The 17763-nt window shown below is 63.9% G+C and carries 17 protein-coding genes; 4 read left to right on the forward strand and 13 right to left on the reverse strand.

What is annotated here, in order from left to right; genetic code table 11:
• The 4 genes from SFA35_RS07560 to SFA35_RS07575 all read right to left on the reverse strand — a co-directional run bounded on the left by SFA35_RS07560 (position 1) and on the right by SFA35_RS07575 (position 3587).
• Positions 1 to 798, reverse strand: a complete 798-nt coding sequence (locus SFA35_RS07560; RefSeq protein WP_320576811.1) for an ABC transporter permease — start codon at positions 796 to 798, stop codon at positions 1 to 3.
• Positions 785 to 1627, reverse strand: coding sequence for an ABC transporter permease subunit (locus tag SFA35_RS07565; protein WP_320576813.1), 843 nt, complete (start codon positions 1625 to 1627; stop codon positions 785 to 787). The genes SFA35_RS07560 and SFA35_RS07565 overlap by 14 nt, the downstream gene beginning before the upstream one ends.
• Entirely contained in the window at positions 1620 to 2432 is an 813-nt protein-coding gene (locus tag SFA35_RS07570) for an alkaline phosphatase family protein (protein WP_320576816.1), read from the reverse strand. The genes SFA35_RS07565 and SFA35_RS07570 overlap by 8 nt, the downstream gene beginning before the upstream one ends.
• A gap of 84 nt (positions 2433 to 2516) precedes the next feature.
• The gene (locus tag SFA35_RS07575) at positions 2517 to 3587 is read right to left on the reverse strand and encodes an ABC transporter substrate-binding protein (RefSeq protein ID WP_320576818.1); all 1071 of its coding nucleotides are present in this window, start codon (positions 3585 to 3587) and stop codon (positions 2517 to 2519) included.
• Between the two features lie 329 nt (positions 3588 to 3916).
• Between SFA35_RS07575 and phnR the strand changes: the two genes are divergently transcribed.
• Positions 3917 to 4639: a phosphonate utilization transcriptional regulator PhnR gene (gene phnR, locus SFA35_RS07580; RefSeq protein WP_320576820.1), complete on the forward strand. Its 723-nt coding sequence runs from the start codon at positions 3917 to 3919 to the stop codon at positions 4637 to 4639.
• Between the two features lie 30 nt (positions 4640 to 4669).
• On the opposite strand, the gene SFA35_RS07585 is transcribed toward phnR, so the two are convergent.
• The 6 genes from SFA35_RS07585 to minC all read right to left on the reverse strand — a co-directional run bounded on the left by SFA35_RS07585 (position 4670) and on the right by minC (position 11083).
• Positions 4670 to 6814: a mechanosensitive ion channel family protein gene (locus tag SFA35_RS07585; protein ID WP_320576822.1), complete on the reverse strand. Its 2145-nt coding sequence runs from the start codon at positions 6812 to 6814 to the stop codon at positions 4670 to 4672.
• The gene (locus tag SFA35_RS07590; RefSeq protein WP_320576824.1) at positions 6815 to 8104 is read right to left on the reverse strand and encodes a M18 family aminopeptidase; all 1290 of its coding nucleotides are present in this window, start codon (positions 8102 to 8104) and stop codon (positions 6815 to 6817) included. It abuts the gene before it with no gap.
• Between the two features lie 287 nt (positions 8105 to 8391).
• Positions 8392 to 9027: an RluA family pseudouridine synthase gene (locus SFA35_RS07595; protein WP_320576826.1), complete on the reverse strand. Its 636-nt coding sequence runs from the start codon at positions 9025 to 9027 to the stop codon at positions 8392 to 8394.
• Positions 9028 to 9138: 111 nt separating this feature from the next.
• Positions 9139 to 9393 (reverse strand): cell division topological specificity factor MinE, encoded by a 255-nt coding sequence (gene minE, locus SFA35_RS07600; protein ID WP_320576828.1) that lies wholly within the window; start codon positions 9391 to 9393, stop codon positions 9139 to 9141.
• Entirely contained in the window at positions 9390 to 10205 is an 816-nt protein-coding gene (gene minD / locus SFA35_RS07605) for a septum site-determining protein MinD (RefSeq protein ID WP_320576830.1), read from the reverse strand. Before minD ends, minE begins: the two co-directional genes overlap by 4 nt.
• Before the next feature lie 152 nt (positions 10206 to 10357).
• Positions 10358 to 11083, reverse strand: a complete 726-nt coding sequence (minC, locus tag SFA35_RS07610; protein ID WP_320576831.1) for a septum site-determining protein MinC — start codon at positions 11081 to 11083, stop codon at positions 10358 to 10360.
• A gap of 123 nt (positions 11084 to 11206) precedes the next feature.
• Here minC and SFA35_RS07615 point away from each other — a divergent pair, with 123 nt between their 5' ends.
• Positions 11207 to 12142 (forward strand): lipid A biosynthesis lauroyl acyltransferase, encoded by a 936-nt coding sequence (locus tag SFA35_RS07615; protein WP_320576832.1) that lies wholly within the window; start codon positions 11207 to 11209, stop codon positions 12140 to 12142.
• Here SFA35_RS07615 and SFA35_RS07620 read toward each other — a convergent pair whose 3' ends face one another.
• Entirely contained in the window at positions 12143 to 12919 is a 777-nt protein-coding gene (locus tag SFA35_RS07620) for a VacJ family lipoprotein (RefSeq protein WP_320576835.1), read from the reverse strand.
• The gene (locus tag SFA35_RS07625) at positions 12912 to 14210 is read right to left on the reverse strand and encodes a serine/threonine protein kinase (protein ID WP_320576837.1); all 1299 of its coding nucleotides are present in this window, start codon (positions 14208 to 14210) and stop codon (positions 12912 to 12914) included. The genes SFA35_RS07620 and SFA35_RS07625 overlap by 8 nt, the downstream gene beginning before the upstream one ends.
• Before the next feature lie 261 nt (positions 14211 to 14471).
• Here SFA35_RS07625 and SFA35_RS07630 point away from each other — a divergent pair, with 261 nt between their 5' ends.
• A complete protein-coding gene (locus SFA35_RS07630; RefSeq protein WP_320576839.1) occupies positions 14472 to 14834 on the forward strand; it encodes a hypothetical protein in 363 nt (120 codons plus the stop codon).
• A gap of 87 nt (positions 14835 to 14921) precedes the next feature.
• Here SFA35_RS07630 and SFA35_RS07635 read toward each other — a convergent pair whose 3' ends face one another.
• Entirely contained in the window at positions 14922 to 16469 is a 1548-nt protein-coding gene (locus tag SFA35_RS07635; RefSeq protein ID WP_320576841.1) for a glycosyl hydrolase family 17 protein, read from the reverse strand.
• 282 nt (positions 16470 to 16751) lie between these two features.
• On the opposite strand from SFA35_RS07635, the gene SFA35_RS07640 reads away from it, so the two are divergent.
• Complete coding sequence (locus SFA35_RS07640) at positions 16752 to 17603, forward strand: glycine betaine ABC transporter substrate-binding protein (RefSeq protein WP_320576843.1); 852 nt, start codon at positions 16752 to 16754, stop codon at positions 17601 to 17603.
• The last annotated feature ends 160 nt before the right edge of the window (positions 17604 to 17763 follow it).

Here is a 17763-nt window from a genome sequence, read left to right on the forward strand (position 1 = left end):
TCAGTCCTTGTCCTTGTTCAGTCGGTTGGCGGCCCAGGTCAGCACCAGCACGAAGAGGAAATAGGAAATCACCAGCGCGCTGTTGAAGTGCCCGCTGCTGTTGCGCATGTTGTTGAGGTACACCTGCAAGGTTTCGTAGCGAGTGCCCACCAGTATGTTGGCGAACACGAACTCGCCGAACAGGAAAGAAAACGACAGCAGCAGCGCCACCATCAGCCCTTTGCGCAGGTTTGGCAGCACCACCAGGATGGCCGCCTGAAAGGTGCTGGCACCGAGCAGTTGGGCGGCGTCCATGAGGTCGCGCAGGTTGATGGCCTGCAGATTGTTGGTGATGGCGCGGTACATGAATGGCAGGGCCACGGTGAAGTAGCAGCCGATCAGGATCCACGGCGTGCCGACCATGGCCAACGGGCCCGAGCCGTACAGGTTGAGCAGCCCCACCGAGGACACCACCGGCGGCACGGCGAACGGCAGCAGGATGAGGATGTTCATCAGCGCGTCGAGCCTGGGGAAGTGGTAATGCACCACGAACAGCAGCGGCAGGATCAGCACTACCGAGAGGATCAATGCGCCCACGCACACCAGCAGCGACTGGCCGAAGGCGTGCAGAAAACGTGGGTCGCTCCACAGCGCCAGGTACCACTTGAAGGTCAGGCCGCTGGGCAGGATGGTCGCCGACCATTCGGTGGCCACCGAATAGAGCAGGGTGCCGGCCAGCGGCGCCAGCAGGATGAGGAACAGCAGCCACACCACCACCCGGTGGTAGAGGGCTGCGGGGCCGATTTCAGCGCGCGACATGGTAACTCCTCTTCAGCAGCCATTGATGCACTACGGTCACCAGGGTCATCAAGCCCACCAGGATCATCGCCAGGGCACTGGCCAGGTTTGGGTCCAGGCTGATGTCGCCGGCGACCATGGCGGCAATGCGGATCGGCAGCACGTTGAAGTTGCCGGTGGTCAGCGCGTACACCGTGGCGTAGGCACCCAGGGCGTTGGCCAGCAGGATGACGAAGGTGCCCAGCAGGGCCGGGGTCAGCACCGGCAGGCCGATGTGTCGCCAGTATTGCCAGCCGCTGGCGCCGAGCAGGGCCGAGGACTCGCGCCAGTCTTCGCGCAGCGCATCGAAGGCTGGGTACAGCAGCAGCACGCCCAGGGGTATCTGGAAGTAGGTGTAGAGAATGATCAGGCCGGTCTTGGAGTAGACGTCGAAGTCCTGGATCAGCCCGGCCTGCTTGAGGATCAGTGTCACGCTGCCGTTGAAGCCGAGCAGGATGATGAAGGCGAAGGCCAGGGGCACGCCGGCGAAGTTGCTGGTCATGTTGGCGAAGGCGCTGACGAAGTCGCGCAGTTTCGAATCGACCCGGCGTAGCGAATAGCTGCCCAGTACGGCGATAAGGATGCCGAACAGGCTCGACCAGAAGCTGATCTCCAGGCTCAGCTGGATGGCCTGGCGGTAGAACTTCGAGCTGAAGGCCTTGATGAAGTTGTCCAGGCCCCAGCCGTCGTCCAGCTGCACGCTATGGATCGCCACCCAGGCCAGCGGTGCGATCTGGAACACGATGAAGAACGCCGCGAACGGCAGCAAAAACAGCAGGGCCAAGCCGCGGCCTCGGGTCGGGTTACTCACTTTTCAACAGCTCCCGGCTCACGGGTTTGTCGTGGGGCACGCCCAGCAGTGCGCAGATCGTGCCGCACAGCTCGGTCTGCAACGGGCGCAGGTTGGGGTTCAGGCTGAAGGCATCGCCGAGCACGAACAGCGGCACTTCCCGCTCTTCGCTGAGCAGGCCGTTGTGCGAGCGATCGTTGTTCATGCCGTGGTCGGCGGTGACCAGCACCTGGTAGCCGGCATCCAGCCAGCCTTGCAGGTGGTCGGCGAGGATCACGTCGGCGCCGCGGGCACTGTTGCGGTACTGCGAACTGTCCAGGCCGTGCTTGTGCCCAGCGTCGTCGATGTTCATCGGGTGTATCAGGAGAAAATCCGGGTTGTGCCGACGGCGCAGGCTTTCGGCGTCGCTGAACAGGTGCGAGTCGGGGTAGTGGTCGACCCAGTAGAAATACCCATGCTGGATGGGCAGCGCGATGTCGCTGGTGTGGCGGTCGCGGTGGGCATCGAACGGCGAGCGGTTGTACAGCTCGCTGACCCAGTGGTACGCCGCAGCAGCCGTGGTCAGCCCGGCATCGGCGGCGTAGTGAAAAATACTGCGCTGGTTGGACAGGCGCGAAACCTGGTTGTGGACGATGCCGCTGTCGATCGGCGGAACGCCGGTCAGGATGCATTCGTAGAGCGGCCGTGACAGCGCCGGCAGGGCGCATTCAAGCTTGTACAGCACGGCGCGCTCGGCGGCGACATAGGCATGCAGGTGGCCCATGGCGTGTTCGGCCACCGAGTAGCTGAGGCCGTCCAGCAGGACCAGGATGACTTTGTGGGGCATGGTGTGCGGGTCCTGTGGAGGTAGGGTGCAAGGCTTGCCGGCGACGGGGCCCTCACGGGCACCCTCGCGATCAGCTGCAGAGCCTCAGTTCATCTCGATGATGACCTGCTCCTGCCATTGTTGCGGCAGCGCCTTGGAGCTCTTCTCCCAGGCAGCAGGGTCCTTGATCGGCTTCACGCTCTTGTACTGCTCGTTGGGCAGCAGCAGCGCCTTGACGTCGTCGGGCAGGGTGATGTGCTCGGCGCGGATTGGGCGGGCGTGGCCGCGGGCCAGGTTGATCTGCCCGGCGTCGCTGAAGATGTACTCACGCGCCAGCTTGGCCGCGTTCGGGTGCTTGGCGTATTTGTTGATGATCGTGGTGTAGCCGGAGATCACCGAACCATCGGACGGAATCAGCACGTCGAAGCGCTTGGGGTCGATCTTGTCGCGATAGCTCAGGCCGTTGAAGTCCCAGACCACGCCCACTTCCACCTCGCCTTTTTCCAGCGACTGGATGGTCGGGTTGCCCAGCGACAGGCGTTTCTGCTGGGCCAGCTTGGTGAACAGCTGCAGGCCCGGTTGCAGGTTGGTTTCGTCGCCCTTCATGGCGATGGCCGCCGCCAGTACGCCGTTGGCCGCTTGCGCTGCTGTGCTGACGTCGCCGATGGTGACCTTGTATTTGGCGCCTGGCTTGAGCAGGTCGGCCCAGCTGTGCGGTTCATCGCCCGCCTTGACAAGGTCCTTGTTGATGATGAAGGCGATACTGCCGGTGTAGGCGAGCATCCAGTGGCCGTCCTGGTCCTTGGCCCATTCCGGCACCTGGTCCCAGTGGCTCGGCTTGTACGGCTGGGTGACGCCCTTGGCGGCGGCGATCGGGCCGAAGGCGGCGCCGACGTCACCGATGTCGGCGCTGGCGTTGTCCTTCTCGGCGTCGAACTTGGCCACTTCCTGGGCCGAGCTCATGTCGGTGTCCATGTGGGTCAGGCCGTATTTGGTCGACAGGTCGCTCCAGGTGCCTTTCCAGTTGGCCCAGTCATCGGGCATGCCGACGCTGTTCACCGTGCCTTCGGTCCTGGCTGCGGCTTCCAGGGTTTTCAGGTCGGTGTCGGCCGCCATGGCGGCGGTGCACAGCGCAATACTCGAGCCTAACAGTGATGCCAGGAAAAGCTTTTTCATTCGAAGCTCCTATGGACGGACATTCAACGCGGTCTTTGGTCTAGGTCAGCAATACCTGAGCCAATCTAGGCCCTTGCCATGACAAAATTATGTCCGCGGCGTTGGCGCAGGCTTTGCATTGGCCCTGGCGACAGGCCTCGCCGCTAAGCGTAGACCATGCTGCAGGCCGCTGATTGCAAGGCTTTGGCGCAGCATGTGACGAGCCGATGGCAGCCCTGTCACGGCTCGGTCATTTTAATTGCCTAGTCTTGTGGCAGGAGGCGCCAAGGCAAAGCGGCCGTGCGCGTGCCCGAAGATAGCGCTGGTCTAGTCCAGATAAGGGTCGAGTGATGCAAGAGGGTGCACCCCGCGCGGTGACGGCAATCAGCAACGCGCTGCAGGAACAGATCGAACATGGCCTGCTGTCGCCGGGCTGCAAGCTGCCGGCCGAGCGCAAGTTGAGCGAGGTGTTCGCCACCACGCGCATCACCTTGCGCGAAGCGCTGGTGCAACTGGAAGCCAAGGGCCTGATCTACCGCGAGGAACGCCGGGGCTGGTTCATTTCGCCGCCGCGACTGACCTACGACCTGATCAAGCGCAGCCACTTTCACGCCATGGTTCGCGATCAGGGGCGCGAGCCCTCGACGCAGCTGCTCAGCGCGCGCCTGCAGCCGGCGCCGGCGGCCGTGTGCGAGGCTTTGCAGCTGGCACCGTTGTCCAGCGTGATTCAGCTCTGCCGCACGCGGCGTATCGACGAGCGCCTGGTGCTCTATGTGGAGCATTACCTCAATCCGCAGTTCTTCCCGGCGATTCTCGAGCAGGACCTCAGCCAGCCGCTCACCGAGCTGTATGCGCAGCAGTACGGCATCCAGTACGGGCGAGTGAGGTTCGAGATGATGCCCACTGCGCTGCACGCCGAGGCTGCAGGCGCGCTGAAGGTGTCGGTGGGCAGCCCCGGCTTGCGTATCACCCGGGTCAACTACGACCAGCACGGGCGGCTGATCGACTGTGACCTGGAATACTGGCGCCATGATGCGATTCGCTTGAGTGCCGATGTGCAGCCAGGGGAGTAAGCGGCCCGAGCGACTCGTCACTGCCGGCAATCACCCTGCCTCGGGCTTTTGCTCCGAAGCCCCGGTCACCACTTGCACACTCAGCCTCGGCGTGGCGATGTCCAGGCCGGCTTCGTCAAGCTGGCGTTTGAGCGCCAGGTTGAACGCCCGGGACACTTCCCACTGCTTGATCGGCGCGGTCTTGAAGCGCGCGCGCAGGATCGCCGTGCCCTGTTCGAAGCTCTCCACCCCCTGCAACTCCAGCGGCGACCAGATGTTGCGCTTTTGCAGCGGGTCGCTGCGCATCTTCTGGCCGACGTCGCGGATCAGCTTGATGGCGTCATCGATGCTGATGTTGTGCGGGATGGCCACGCGAAAGATGGCGTAGCCGAACTCGCGCGAGTAGTTCTTGATGCTCTTGATCTCGCTGAACGGGATGGTGTGCACGATGCCGTCGATGTCGCGCAGGCGCACCGTGCGGATGGTCAGGCCTTCCACGGTCCCCAGGTGGCCGCCGAGGTCGACGTAGTCGTCGATCGCCAGCGAGTCCTCGATAATGATGAACAGCCCGGTGATCAGGTCGGCCACCAGTGATTGCGCGCCGAAGCCGATGGCCAGGCCGATCACCCCGGCACCGGCCAGCAGTGGCGTGACGTTCATGCCCATGTTGGCCAGGGCGGCGATGGCCGCGATGATCGCGATGGCGATGAACAGGATGTTGCGGATCAGCGGCATCATGGTCTGCGCGCGGGCGTTGGCCAGGCCCTTGCGTGAGCGCGTCAGCGCATGTTGCACGCCGGTGTCGGCAAGTATCCAGGCCAGCCAGGCAAAGATCAGGGTGCCGGCCAGGCTCATCAGCTTGACGCTGATGTCGTGCCCATCGCCCTGGGTGAAGCGGATCAGCGACAACCCCCAGACCCGTAGCCCCAGCTCGGCGAACAGCAGCCAGATCAACAGGTGCACCAGGGTGTAGACGAAGTTCTTCAGGCGGTCGGAGTACAGCGCATGGCGTTTGTTGTGCCGCGCCGGGCGCTGGCCGTGGCGGCGGATCAGGCCGTTGATGACCATGCACAGCACCACCAGCACGGTGCAGATCAGCGACTGGCGCAGGGCGTTGCTGGTGTCACCGGCGGAGAAGAAGGTGGCGAACAGCGAGATGGCCACCAGCACCAGGGCCGGCAGGTACCAGAAGGTCCCGAGGATCTCGATGGTGTCGCTCAACGCGCGGCGGGTCAGGCGCCTCGACAGCGGCTGGTTGCGGATCAGGTGCGCCACCGGGCGGCGGAAGCGCAGGATGAACAGCCCGGAGAACAGTGCGGCCAGCACGTTGGCCGCAGTGGCGGCGACGTAGGCCAGGTGATAGCCCAGCGAGCTGACCAGCCGCGGGTCGCTGAACGCCTCGCCGAGGGCCGCGCAACTGCCGATCAGCCACAGCGGGCGAAACGCCTGGTGGCGCAGGATGTACAGCGCGGCATGGCGGTGCGGGCCGTCGAGCAGGGAGAAGGCGATGACGCAGATGGCCGAGAAGAAAGTGCCGACCACCAGCGCATAGGCCAGCACCATGGCCAGGCTTTTGCCCAGGGAGGAGGGCAGGGCGTAGCCGACATAGATGGTGATGATCAGCGCCACCAGCCAGGGCCCCAGTTTGCGCAGTGCGAAGCGCGCCAGGTCCCAGGTGCGCGGGTTGGGCGGCAGCTCCATGGTCAGGCCGAACCGCACCCGCAGGCGCTGGCTGAGCCAGATCAGGCCGTAGGCCAGGGCGCTCCACACGGCGATGATCACCGCGAAGCCGCCGATGATCGGCGGCCACTGGTTGATCGGCAGCACCAGCGCCTGCAGCTCGATGTTGGCCAGGTCCAGCTCATTGCCCCAGCGCTCGAACGGACTGTCGTCGCCGGAGAACTGCGCTTCCAGATGGTTCAGAGCGCTGCCGATCAGGCCGAGCACGCCTTCTTCCGGGTTGGCCTGGGCTTTTTTGGTGGTGTCGCGCAGCTTTTTCAGGTCGTCCAGCAGCTTGCCGCGCTGCTGGTCGTTTTCCAGATTCTGGATGACTTCATCCAGCGACTGCCCGAGCGGCTCGCTGGCCTGGGGCTGACTCTTGCTGGAGCCGCCGAGCAGGCCCGGCAGGCCGGCGGCCAGGGCCTGGGACATGCACGTGCACAGCAGCAGCGCCAGCAGCAGGCGCCAGGCGCGCATTTACGGCAGTTCCCGGGCGGCGTAGAACGCCTCCAGGACTTTTACCAGGTGGGCCAGGTCATGGCTGCCGGCCAGTTCGCGGATCGAGTGCATGGCGAAGGTCGGCACGCCGATATCGACGGTGCGCACACCCAGGTGGCTGGCGGTGATCGGGCCGATGGTCGAACCGCAGGCCATGTCGCTGCGCACCACGAAGCTCTGCACCGGCACTTCCTCGGCCATGCACAGGTGGCGGAAGAAACCGGCGCTTTCGCTATTGGTGGCATAGCGCTGGTTGCTGTTGACCTTGATCACCGGGCCGGCGTTGAGCTTGGGACCGTGATTGGCGTCGTGCTTTTCGGCGTAGTTGGGGTGCACGCCATGGGCGTTGTCGGCGGAGATTAGCAGTGAGCGTTGCAGGCAGCGTACATAGTCGTCGCCCTCGGGCAGCAGGCGCTGCAGGGTCTGTTCGAGCATCGGGCCGTCGGCTCCGCAGGCGGAGCTTGAGCCGACTTCTTCGTGGTCGGTGCACACCAGCAGGCAGGTTTCCTCGCCCTCGGCCTTGATCAGCGCCTGCAGGCCGGCGTAGCAGGACAGCAGGTTGTCCAGCCGCGCACCGGCGATGAAGTCACCGTGCAGGCCGACCACAGCGGCGGCCTGGGTGTCGTAGAAGCTCAGCTCGTAGTCCAGCACCACGTCAGCATTGAGGCCGTGCTCGCGGGCCAGTTGCTCGGTGAGCAGGGCGCGGAAGTCCGGACGCTCGTCGCCGGCCACCTGGGCCAGAATCGGCGGCAGCTCGTTCTGCGCGTTGATCGCCCAGCCCTGGTTGGCCTCGCGGTTGAGGTGGATGGCCAGGTTGGGGATGATCGCGATCGGCAGATGGAAGTCGATCAGCTGGCTCTCGACCTTGCCGTCGCGGCGGAAGGTCACGCGGCCGGCCAGCGACAGGTCGCGGTCGAACCACGGCGCCAGCAGCGCGCCGCCGTAGACTTCCACACCCAGCTGCCAGAAACCCTGGCGCTGCAGCTCGGGCTGCGGTTTGACCCGCAGGCAGGGGCTGTCGGTGTGGGCGCCGACCAGGCGAATGCCGCTGATCAGGGGCGAGTGCCGGCCCATGCGCCAGGCGATGATCGAGGAATCGTTGCGGGTGATGTAATAGCGGCCGCCGGCGACGACGGCCCAGCTGTCGCGCTCGTCGAGGCGCTGGAAACCGGCCGCGTCCAGGCGCTGGGCCATGCTCGCGGTGGCGTGGAAAGGAGTGGGAGAGGCCTTGAGAAAATCGATCAGGCCCTGGTTCAAAGCTTCGCGCATAAGTCGCTCCAGACGGCAATGGGCGCGAGTTTAACGTATCCGTGGGGCGGTGTCTGGCAGGCTTGAGATCGGCAGGTTGCGGGCCGATAACGTGGGGGGCAAGGCCCCACGAAAGGCCGCCAGGCCGGTCAGGGTCTGTATGAAATGTATTCCAGCGAAGGCCAGGCAAGGCGAAAACCGGCGAGGAAGCGGAGTTGACTGGTTGTCAATGAGCATTCCGACCGGGCTGGCGCACCAGCCGGTTTTCAACGCCGCATGGGCGAGCTGGGATGCATTTCATACAGAGCCTAGAAGGGCGCCGGGCACTCGAAGCGTACCCGTTCGCCACTCACCGGGTGGGTGAAACCCAGCATGCTGGCATGCAGGCACAGCCGCGGGTAGGCCGCCAGCGCTTCGGGGTGCGCGTACAGGCCATCGCCCAGCAGCGGATGGCCGATCGACAGCATGTGCACGCGCAGCTGGTGAGAGCGGCCGGTGATCGGTGTCAGTTCCAGGCGGCACCAGTGTTCATGGCGTTCCAACACCTTCCAGAAGGTCAACGCATGCTTGCCGTGCTCGTGGTCGACCACGTGGCGCGGCTTGGTCGGCGGGTCGTAGCGCAATGGCAGGTCGACGCTGCCGCTGTCCAGCGCCGGCTGGCCCCAGGCCAGGGCGGTGTAGGCTTTTTCGGTTTCGCGGTCGTGAAACTGGCGGGACAGTTCGCGGTGGGTGTCGGGGTCGCGTGCCAGCAGGATGATGCCCGAGGTTTCCCAGTCCAGCCGGTGCACGATGCGCGCCTCCGGGTAGCCGTTTTCCTGCAGGCGAGTGATCAGGCAGTCCTTGTTGTCATCGGCACGGCCGGGGACCGAGAGCAGCAAGGTCGGCTTGTCGATGACCAGGATGGCAGCGTCCTGGTGGAGGATGCGGATGTTGGATAGGGGCATGGGGGGTATTTTCAGGCATGCACAGCACAGGTGGGAGGGTGCGAGGCGCCCGAGCCATGAGAAGCTCGGGCGCTTCGCACCCTCCCACAGGGCCGGTGCGTTGCGCCAGTCTCAGCGGTCGGGCAGGGTGATATTCAGTTCCAGAATCGAGCAGCTGCCCTGGCTTTCCAGCGCGACGTGAACCTGGTCGTTCTCGATGGCAACGTACTTGCGGATGACCTCCACAAGCTCCTGCTGCAGGGCAGGCAGGTAGTCCGGGGTGCTGCGTTGGCCGCGTTCATGCGCCACGATGATCTGTAGACGCTCTTTCGCTACCGACGCGGTGCTGCCTTTCTTGCGGTCACGAAAGAAGTCAAAAATATTCATTCACGGCCTCCAAACAGGCGCTGCAAGAACCCCTTTTTCTGCACGTCGAGGAAACGATGGGCGACTTCCTTGCCCAGCAGGCGGTCGACGGCATCGCTGTAGGCCTGGCCGGCATCGCTCTGGTCGTCGAGGATCACCGGCACGCCCTGGTTGGAGGCCTTGAGCACCGCCTGGGATTCGGGAATCACGCCCAGCAGGCGGATGGCGAGGATCTCTTCGACGTCTTCGACACCGAGCATTTCGCCCTTGCTTACGCGCTCCGGGTTGTAGCGGGTCAGCAGCAGGTGTTCCTTGATCGGGTCTTCGCCTTTTTCGGCGCGGCGCGACTTGCTGGCCAACAGGCCCAGCATGCGGTCCGAGTCACGCACCGAGGAAACTTCCGGGTTGGTCACGACGATGGCTTCGTCGGCGAAGTACATGGCCAGGCTGGCGCCTTTCTCGATACCGGCCGGCGAGTCGCAGATGACGTACTCGAAGCTTTCCTTGAGTTCGTTGAGGACTTTTTCCACGCCTTCCTGGGTCAGCGCGTCCTTGTCGCGGGTCTGGCTGGCCGCCAGCACATACAGGTTCTCCAGGCGCTTGTCCTTGATCAGCGCCTGGCTGAGGGTCGCTTCGCCATTGACCACGTTGACGAAGTCGTACACCACGCGGCGTTCGCAGCCCATGATGAGGTCGAGATTACGCAGGCCGACGTCGAAGTCGACAATGACAGTCTTGTGCCCGCGCAGAGCGAGGCCGGTACCGATGGCGGCGCTGGTGGTGGTCTTGCCAACGCCACCCTTGCCGGATGTAACCACGAGAATCTTGGCCAAGGTGTATCACCCCTAGTGAAAAAGGGATTGCTAATCCCGAAAAAAATGACTTGAAAAAAACCAGCAGTGAAGACGGATTCGTCGTAAAAAACCGGCGCTTTCAACCCGCTGCAACACTATTGAAGATGCCTGGAAAAAGGCGGCAGTATCCGTTAAAGACGGGTGATGTTCAACACATCTCCGGACAAACTCACTTGTACCGGCGAGCCCCACAGGGGATCGCGCCGCAGGTCCTCGGAGACCTTGTAGGAACCGGCGATCGACAATAATTCGGCGCCCAGTTGCTGACAGAAAATGCGCGCCTTGCGGTCGCCCTTGATGCCGGCCAGCGCACGACCACGCATGGGGCCGTAGACATGGATGTTGCCGTCGGCGAGAAGTTCCGCACCGGAACTGACCGAGGAAATCACCAGCAGGTCGCCGCCCTGGGCATACACCTGCTGGCCACCGCGCACGGGCGTGGTGATCACCCGGGTCGGCTGGATGGTCGGCTCGGGTGGTTTTTCCGGTTTCTTTTCTTCCAGTTCCAGCGGCCGTTCGCGAGCGCCGGAAGGCGGCAGCACCGGCAGGTCGATGGCGATGGCGGCGGCGATGTCCTCGATGCGGCTGGCGCGGATGGCCAGGGTGCGCAGGCCGTGATGGCGGCAGACGCGCATCAGGCCAGGCAGGTCGATGTTGCCTTCGCTGGCCGGCAGTTTGTCCAGTGCCAGCACCAGCGGCGTGTTGCTGAAGAAGTTCGGGGCCAGGGCGACTTTGGCCGCCAGTTGCCGATCCAGGCTGTCGAGATTGTTGCGCGCCAGCTCCAGTACGGTGATGGCGAGCATGCTGCCCTTGAGCTGAAACACGGGTTCATGATCTTGCAGTTCGGTCTGGGTCATGTTCGGCAAAACGCGCTTTGTTACGAAAAGAGTGCGCAGACTTATAGCGAGAACCACCTCCAGCCGCAAGCCGCGCAGAACCCATGTAGAATGCCGGGCCTTGTTGTCTGTCCGGAATCTGTAATGGATCGCCCGCGTTTTAGCCGTTCTTTTCTGCACCCGCGCCACTGGCCGCTATGGCTCGGCCTTGGCGCGCTGTGGCTCACCGTACAACTGCCGTACCGCTGGCTGCTGGCCCTGGGCCGGGGGCTGGGCGCCTGCATGTTCGTGGTTTCCACCGAACGCCGAGTCATCGCCGCGCGCAACCTGGAGCTGTGCTTCCCGGAGAAAACCGCGCGCGAACGCCGGCGCCTGTTGAAGAAAAACTTCGCCTCCACCGGCATCGCGTTTTTCGAAATGGCCATGAGCTGGTGGTGGCCGCGCTCGCGTCTTGAGCGCCTGGCGCATATCGAGGGTCTGGAACACCTGCACGCGGTAACGGCGCAAGGCCAGGGCGCCATCCTCATGGCCCTGCACTTCACCACCCTGGAGATCGGTGCGGCGTTGCTCGGCCAGCGCCAGACCATCGACGGCATGTACCGCCAGCACGACAACCCATTGTTCGACTTCATCCAGCGCCAGGGCCGCGAACGGCACAACCTCGACTCGCTGGCGGTGGAGCGCGAGGACGTGCGGGCGATGATCAAGCAGCTGCGCAAGGGCCGCGCCATCTGGTATGCGCCCGACCAGGACTACGGCAAGAAACAGAGCATCTTCGTGCCGTTGTTCGGTATCCCGGCGGCCACCGTGCCCGCCACCACCACCTTCGCCCGCCTGGGCAAGGCGCGGGTGATCCCGTTCACCCAACGACGTCTGGACGACGGCAGCGGCTATCAGCTGGTGCTGCATGCGCCGCTCGAGGATTTTCCGGGGGAGAGTGAAGAAGCCGATGCCTTGCGCATCAACCAGTGGATCGAGCAGGCCCTGCGCGAGTGCCCCGAGCAGTACCTGTGGGCACACCGGCGGTTCAAGTCGCGACCGCCGGGCATGCCCAAGCTCTATCCCAAACGCCGGGGCTGATTACTCGGCGATCTGCAACTTGCGCGCTTCGGTGTAGACGTAGCGCACCTTCTCGTACTCGAACGGCGAGTTCGCCGAGCCGTAGCGGAAGCTGTTGGTGTAACGCCGGTCGACGATGCGCAGCGCCCAGATTTCCGGGTGCCGGCTGCTTTCCTGGCTGACGTTGAGGAAGTTGATCGCCGACTCCGCCGAGAAGTCGAACACCAGCCCGCCGGTGTCGCGCAGGTTGGACGGCCCGAGAATCGGCAGGACCAGGTAGGGGCCGGCGGGCACGCCGTAGAAACCCAGGGTCTGGCCGAAGTCTTCGCTCTGCTTCTGCAGGCCCATCCAGGTGGCCGCATCCCACAGGCCGGCAATGCCTACGGTGGTGTTGATCAGCAGGCGCCCGGTGATGTCCAGCGAACGCTTGCCCTTGAACTGCAACAGGCTGTTGAGCAGGTTCGGCACATCGCCGATGTTGCCGAAGAAGTTGCTCACGCCGGTGCGCAGGAAGCTGGGCGTGATGTAGCGGTAGCCATTGATGATGGGCAGGAATACCCACTCGTCGAAACGGTAGTTGAAGTGGTAGACCCGGCGGTTCCAGTTCTCGATGGGGTCGTAGACGTTCAGCGCGTCGAGGGTCGAGCGCTCGAACTCACGCTGGTCCAGCCCGGGGTTGAAGGTCAACGCCTTGAGCGGCTCCTTGAAGCCGTCCTTGTCCAGCGTCTGCGCGCTGTCGTCGGCATGGGCCGCGCTGGCGCAGAGCAGTGCCGCGATCAACAGGAATTTTCTAGCCACGGAAGAACTCCAGCATCGCGTCGGTGTTGACGCGGTAATTAATGTTGCCGCAATGGCCACCGTACGGGTACAGGGTCAGGCGATCGCCAAAGGTGGTGCGCAGAAAGCCGATGTCGCCAGGGCCGAGGATGACGTCGTCGGCGTTGTGCATGACGGCGATCTTTTTGCTGTCGTGCAGGTAGTCCTTGAGCGCGTACAGGCTGACCTGATCGGCCAGCTGCAGCACGCTGCCGCCGTCGGTGCGGGCGCGCCACATCGGGATCACCTGCTCGGTCATGTAGCAGTCGAAGTCGCACTGCAGGGCCTTGCGCAGGTAAGGCGTGAGGCTGGTGCCTTCGGTGATCGGGGTCTTGGGCGGAGTGATCAGGCCGCGGCGGTTGATCAGGTCGCTGGTGAAGGCGATGTCGGCCGCCGAAAAGCGGAACGAGGTGCCGATCAGCATCGCCAGTTGCTCGTTGGAGAGCTTCTGTCGGGACTGCTGCAGGTCGTAGACCAGTGCGTCGTTGAGGTCGATGTAGCCTTTCTGCTGGAAGTAGCGGGTCAGTTTGGCCAGCATCAGCTCATAGAACGTAGTGCTGTTGTTGATACCCTTGACCTGGGTCTGCACCAGCTTGTCGAGGTTGCTGATGGAGGTCAGCAGGTTGACCGGCGGATTGAGCAGCAACACCTTTTTGAAGTTGAAGGCGCGACGGGTCTCGTCGAGCTTGCTGACGAAGGCGGCATCCAGCGCACCCAGGCTGTAGCCGGTCAGGTAGAACTCGGTGACCTGCAGTTTGGGATGCTGGGCGCGGATGGCCTGCATGGCGCGGTACAGGTCTTCGGCGTCTTCGGTGCTCAGGCCCGGCGTGGCGAAGCGCGAGGCCGAGCTCATGAAGTCGAAGCTGGTCGGCGACGACAGTTGCACCACGTTGTAGCCGGCCTTGTAGTAGAGCTTCTTGAGAAACTCGTTGAGGCTGCTGGTGTAGGGCGCGCCGGTGCCGGCGATGAGGAAGATCAGCGGCGCCGGGTGGTCCTGGTGGGCCAGGCGGTAGCGCAGTTTCTTCACCGCCCAGAAGTTGTCGGGCAGGCTGAATTGGCGTTCGGGCAGCAGGTTGATGCTGTAGTCGGCCTGCTTGATGTCTTCGTCCTTGGGCAACTCGGGGCGCAGGGCGAGCGGCGTGGAAGCGATGGTCGCCTCGAACGGGTTGGTGAGCGGGTAGCCATAGGTGGCGGGATCGATGTCCCTGGCCATTGTGGACGCACTCAGGATGAGGCCACCCACCAGGGCAGCGAAGCGCAGTAATCGAAGCATGAGTTTGTCCCTAGGAGGAAAACGCTTTTTTGATGTTCGGGAGTCAGACCATTACAGTAGTAGCAAGTTGCCCACGGCACCTCGCCCAGCGCAAATATTTGTTCTCCCTCGAACGGCGCAAACGATACACCGATTTGCCCTGCGGACATCAGACGTGGTCGCGGTTTTCTCTGCTATTTACCCGGCTTTTACACTGCGATGCCCTTGCGCCCTGCGCCGGGGCGATTATGCTGGCCGGCCTTGCGCTTGTGGAGTGTGTTTATGTCTCGGCGGATGTCGCTGACCCTGCTGTCGTTATTGCTGCTGGCCGCCTGGCTGGCCGCCAGCTATGGCGTGCGTTACGGGCTGATGGAGAACACCCGCTGGGTCGGCGCCTGCCTGGAGGACGCTGCGCAGTGGCAGTGCCAGGTGCGCTCGGGGCTGGGGCTGATGATTCACTTCGGGGTGATCGGCTGGGGCGGTATCGCGCTGGCCGTGGCCGGGTTCTTCTGGCCCGGACGAGTGGGGCGGGTGCTGGCCGCATTGGCCTTGATTCCGGGGATCGTCGCACTGGTGCTCTATACCGCCAGCCTGGCGGTATTTGTGGTGGTGCTGGCGGGGTTGCGACTGGTGCGCGCGGGCTGAAACAGCATCACTCCGGCCTGACGGCCTCCCGGGGGCTTTGTCACCTCCCACGATCGTGCTCGTCAGCCTGGCTGGCGCCCTTGCCCATCAAGATCTGCGCAAGGACCGCCACAAGCCGACCACCATCACCACACAGACCGCCGCCCAGCCCCATGCCTGCTGGTTTTCCAGGCCTTCGCGCCAGAGCTGCAGCGGGATGCCCAGGCCGACGATCAGGGCCATCAAGCTCAGCTCGTTGCGCGGCCCGCGCACCGGCTGCAGCGCGAACACCAGCGCCGGCAACAGCAGCGAGGCGCTGGCGAAGCTGCGATAGCGCGGGTCGAAGACCATCGCCAGCATCATCACCGCCGCCGCGAAACCGGCCGCCGACAGCCACCAGCCCGCACGGGCCTGCAGCCATTGGTAGGCGCGCTCGCGCCAGCCACGGCGCCTCGCCAGGCCCAGCAGGGCATAGCTCAGCAGCAGCAGGTTGAGCCCGGTCAGCAGCGCCATCCACACCCATTCGCCGAAAAAGCGCACGTCGATCCGCGAGGTCTCGCCCCACACGCCGATGCACCCAGCGCCCAGTGCTGCCAGCGGCGGCATCAGCCAGGCGCTGCGACGGTCAGCCGGCGCACCGGCGAAGCTCAGGGCGACCAGCATCAACAGCCCGCTCAAGCCCAGCCACTGCGGCCAGAACGGCAGGTTGGACACCGGCCCCTGCAGCGTGCCCTTGTCGTGCCGATCGGCATCGAACAGTCCCCAGTAGCCGCCCACTGCGCCCTCGTTGGTGCGCTTCCAGGGCTGGTCGAACGCCTCGATCAGGTTGTAGTGCCAGCCATGCTCTTCGGCCATGTGGGCGAAGGTGCGGATGAAGCGCGCCTGGTTGACGCGGCTGGGCAGGGCGGTTTCGCGCTGGCGACCCTCGCTCGGCCAGCCGGTCTCACCGATGAGGATGTCCTTGGGTGCGTACTTTCTGCCGAAGGCCTCGCGCACGGCGGCGACGTGGGCCAGGGCGTCATCGATGCCCAGCGGCTGGTCTTCCCAGTAGGGCAGCAGGTGGATGGTCAGGAAATCCACGGCCGGCGCCACCTCCGGGTACTGGTCCCAGAACTCCCAGACGTCGGCATAGGTCACCGGCTGCTGGACCTGGGCCTTGACCTGGCGGATCAGCCCGGCCAGCTGGGCGCCGGTGACCTCCTTGCGCAGCAGCGTCTCGTTGCCGACGATTACCGCGCTGACCACATCGCGGTTGGCGTTGGCCGAGCTGATCAGGGCGTTGACCTCCTTGGCGGTGTCCACCGGGTTGGCATTGACCCAGGCGCCGAGCATCACCTTGAGGCCGTACCTGCGGGCCACGGCGGGAATGTCCTGCAGGCCGGTCATGGAGTAGGTGCGGATGCAGCTGAAACGCGTGGCCAGCAATTCCAGGTCGGCGTCGACCCGTTCCGGGCGGATGCTGAAGGGCTGGTCGAAGGGCGACTGGTCCTTGTCGAACGGCGTGTAGGACGCGCATTGCAGCTTGTGCGCGGCGTTGGCGGCGTCCGCCAGGGGCACCGGCTTGCCCAGCCAGTACCAGCCGCCGCCGAGGGCAAGCAGCGCGAGCAGGGTGGCGACGATATAGGGCAGCAGAGAGGAGCGAGCGATCGAAGACATGAAGGCGCCGAGGCAAATGCAAAGTCGCGCATATTACCTGTATTCGCCGAGGTTTTGCCCCGCTGTCGCGCACGGCCATGCAAAGTTCGAGCAACCTTGGTGCACAGGGCGCAGGGTGGGAAATTGATGGCGCGGTGATGTCGTTTCTCGCTGTTTCAATGTCGTTCGCAGAGCAGGTTGTTTCCCCCTGCGGGTTGATGATCGGGACGCTGCATGACAAGACGTTAGCCGTGCTCGCCAACCGTCGATCACGTTCTGTTTATCTTCCGGGGAAGTTTCAAGATGACAAAGCGACGAATTCTGGGGGCGGGCGCCGCTCTGGTGCTGGCAATCAGTTCTACCTTGGCCGGCGCGGCCGACAAATCCATCAGCATCGGTTATGTCGATGGCTGGTCCGACAGTGTGGCCACCAGCTTCGTGGCCCAGCAGGTGATCCAGCAGAAGCTGGGCTATGACGTCAAGCTGCAGGCCGTGGCCACCGGCATCATGTGGCAGGGCGTAGCCACCGGCAAACTCGACGCCATGTTGTCTGCCTGGCTGCCGGTGACTCACGGCGAATACTGGACCAAGAACAAGGACAAGGTGGTCGACTACGGTCCCAACTTCAAGGACGCCAAGATCGGCCTGATCGTGCCGGAATACGTCAAGGCCAACTCCATCGACGACCTCAAGACCGACGACACCTTTGGCAAGAAGATCGTCGGTATCGACGCCGGTTCCGGCGTGATGCTCAAGACCGATCAGGCCATCAAGGACTACGGCCTTGACTACAAGCTGCAGGCCAGCTCGGGCGCGGCGATGATCGCCGAACTGACCCGTGCCGAAAAAGAACACAAGTCCATTGCCGTGACCGGTTGGGTGCCGCATTGGATGTTCGCCAAGTGGAAGCTCAAGTTCCTCGAAGATCCTAAAGGCGTGTACGGCGCTGCGGAAACCGTCGACAGCGTCGGCAGCCTGGACCTGGAAAAGAAAGCCCCGGAAGTCGTGGCCTTCCTGAAGAAGTTCCAGTGGGCGTCGAAGGACGAGATCGGCGAAGTGATGCTGGCCATTCAGGACGGCGCCAAGCCTGAAGCGGCGGCCAAGGACTGGGTGGCCAAACACCCGGACCGCGTCAAGGAGTGGACAGGCAAGTAAGCAGTAGCCTGCAGGACCGCTTGCTCGGGAAGTAGGGGCAATCCCATTCCCGAGCAAGCTCGGTCCTACAAAGCAGAGCCGGCAGCCATTGCGGCATCGATTCATTGTTCTACCCGCGCATCTAAGACTAAGGTCGTCTGGAGCCTGTTCTACAGCAGCC

The organism is Pseudomonas sp. HR96 (genome assembly GCF_034059295.1).
Classification (GTDB): Bacteria; Pseudomonadota; Gammaproteobacteria; order Pseudomonadales; family Pseudomonadaceae; genus Aquipseudomonas.

Excerpts from the sequence above, each read along its gene's own strand:
- SFA35_RS07560 (WP_320576811.1), bottom strand. The coding sequence starts at position 798 with ATGTCGCGCGCTGAAATCGGCCCCGCAGCCCTCTACCACCGGGTGGTG.
- SFA35_RS07570 (WP_320576816.1), bottom strand. The coding sequence starts at position 2,432 with ATGCCCCACAAAGTCATCCTGGTCCTGCTGGACGGCCTCAGCTACTCG.
- SFA35_RS07575 (WP_320576818.1), bottom strand. The coding sequence starts at position 3,587 with ATGAAAAAGCTTTTCCTGGCATCACTGTTAGGCTCGAGTATTGCGCTG.
- phnR (WP_320576820.1), top strand. The coding sequence starts at position 3,917 with ATGCAAGAGGGTGCACCCCGCGCGGTGACGGCAATCAGCAACGCGCTG.
- SFA35_RS07585 (WP_320576822.1), bottom strand. The coding sequence starts at position 6,814 with ATGCGCGCCTGGCGCCTGCTGCTGGCGCTGCTGCTGTGCACGTGCATG.
- SFA35_RS07590 (WP_320576824.1), bottom strand. The coding sequence starts at position 8,104 with ATGCGCGAAGCTTTGAACCAGGGCCTGATCGATTTTCTCAAGGCCTCT.
- SFA35_RS07595 (WP_320576826.1), bottom strand. The coding sequence starts at position 9,027 with ATGCCCCTATCCAACATCCGCATCCTCCACCAGGACGCTGCCATCCTG.
- minE (WP_320576828.1), bottom strand. The coding sequence starts at position 9,393 with ATGAATATTTTTGACTTCTTTCGTGACCGCAAGAAAGGCAGCACCGCG.
- minC (WP_320576831.1), bottom strand. The coding sequence starts at position 11,083 with ATGACCCAGACCGAACTGCAAGATCATGAACCCGTGTTTCAGCTCAAG.
- SFA35_RS07615 (WP_320576832.1), top strand. The coding sequence starts at position 11,207 with ATGGATCGCCCGCGTTTTAGCCGTTCTTTTCTGCACCCGCGCCACTGG.
- SFA35_RS07625 (WP_320576837.1), bottom strand. The coding sequence starts at position 14,210 with ATGCTTCGATTACTGCGCTTCGCTGCCCTGGTGGGTGGCCTCATCCTG.
- SFA35_RS07630 (WP_320576839.1), top strand. The coding sequence starts at position 14,472 with ATGTCTCGGCGGATGTCGCTGACCCTGCTGTCGTTATTGCTGCTGGCC.
- SFA35_RS07635 (WP_320576841.1), bottom strand. The coding sequence starts at position 16,469 with ATGTCTTCGATCGCTCGCTCCTCTCTGCTGCCCTATATCGTCGCCACC.
- SFA35_RS07640 (WP_320576843.1), top strand. The coding sequence starts at position 16,752 with ATGACAAAGCGACGAATTCTGGGGGCGGGCGCCGCTCTGGTGCTGGCA.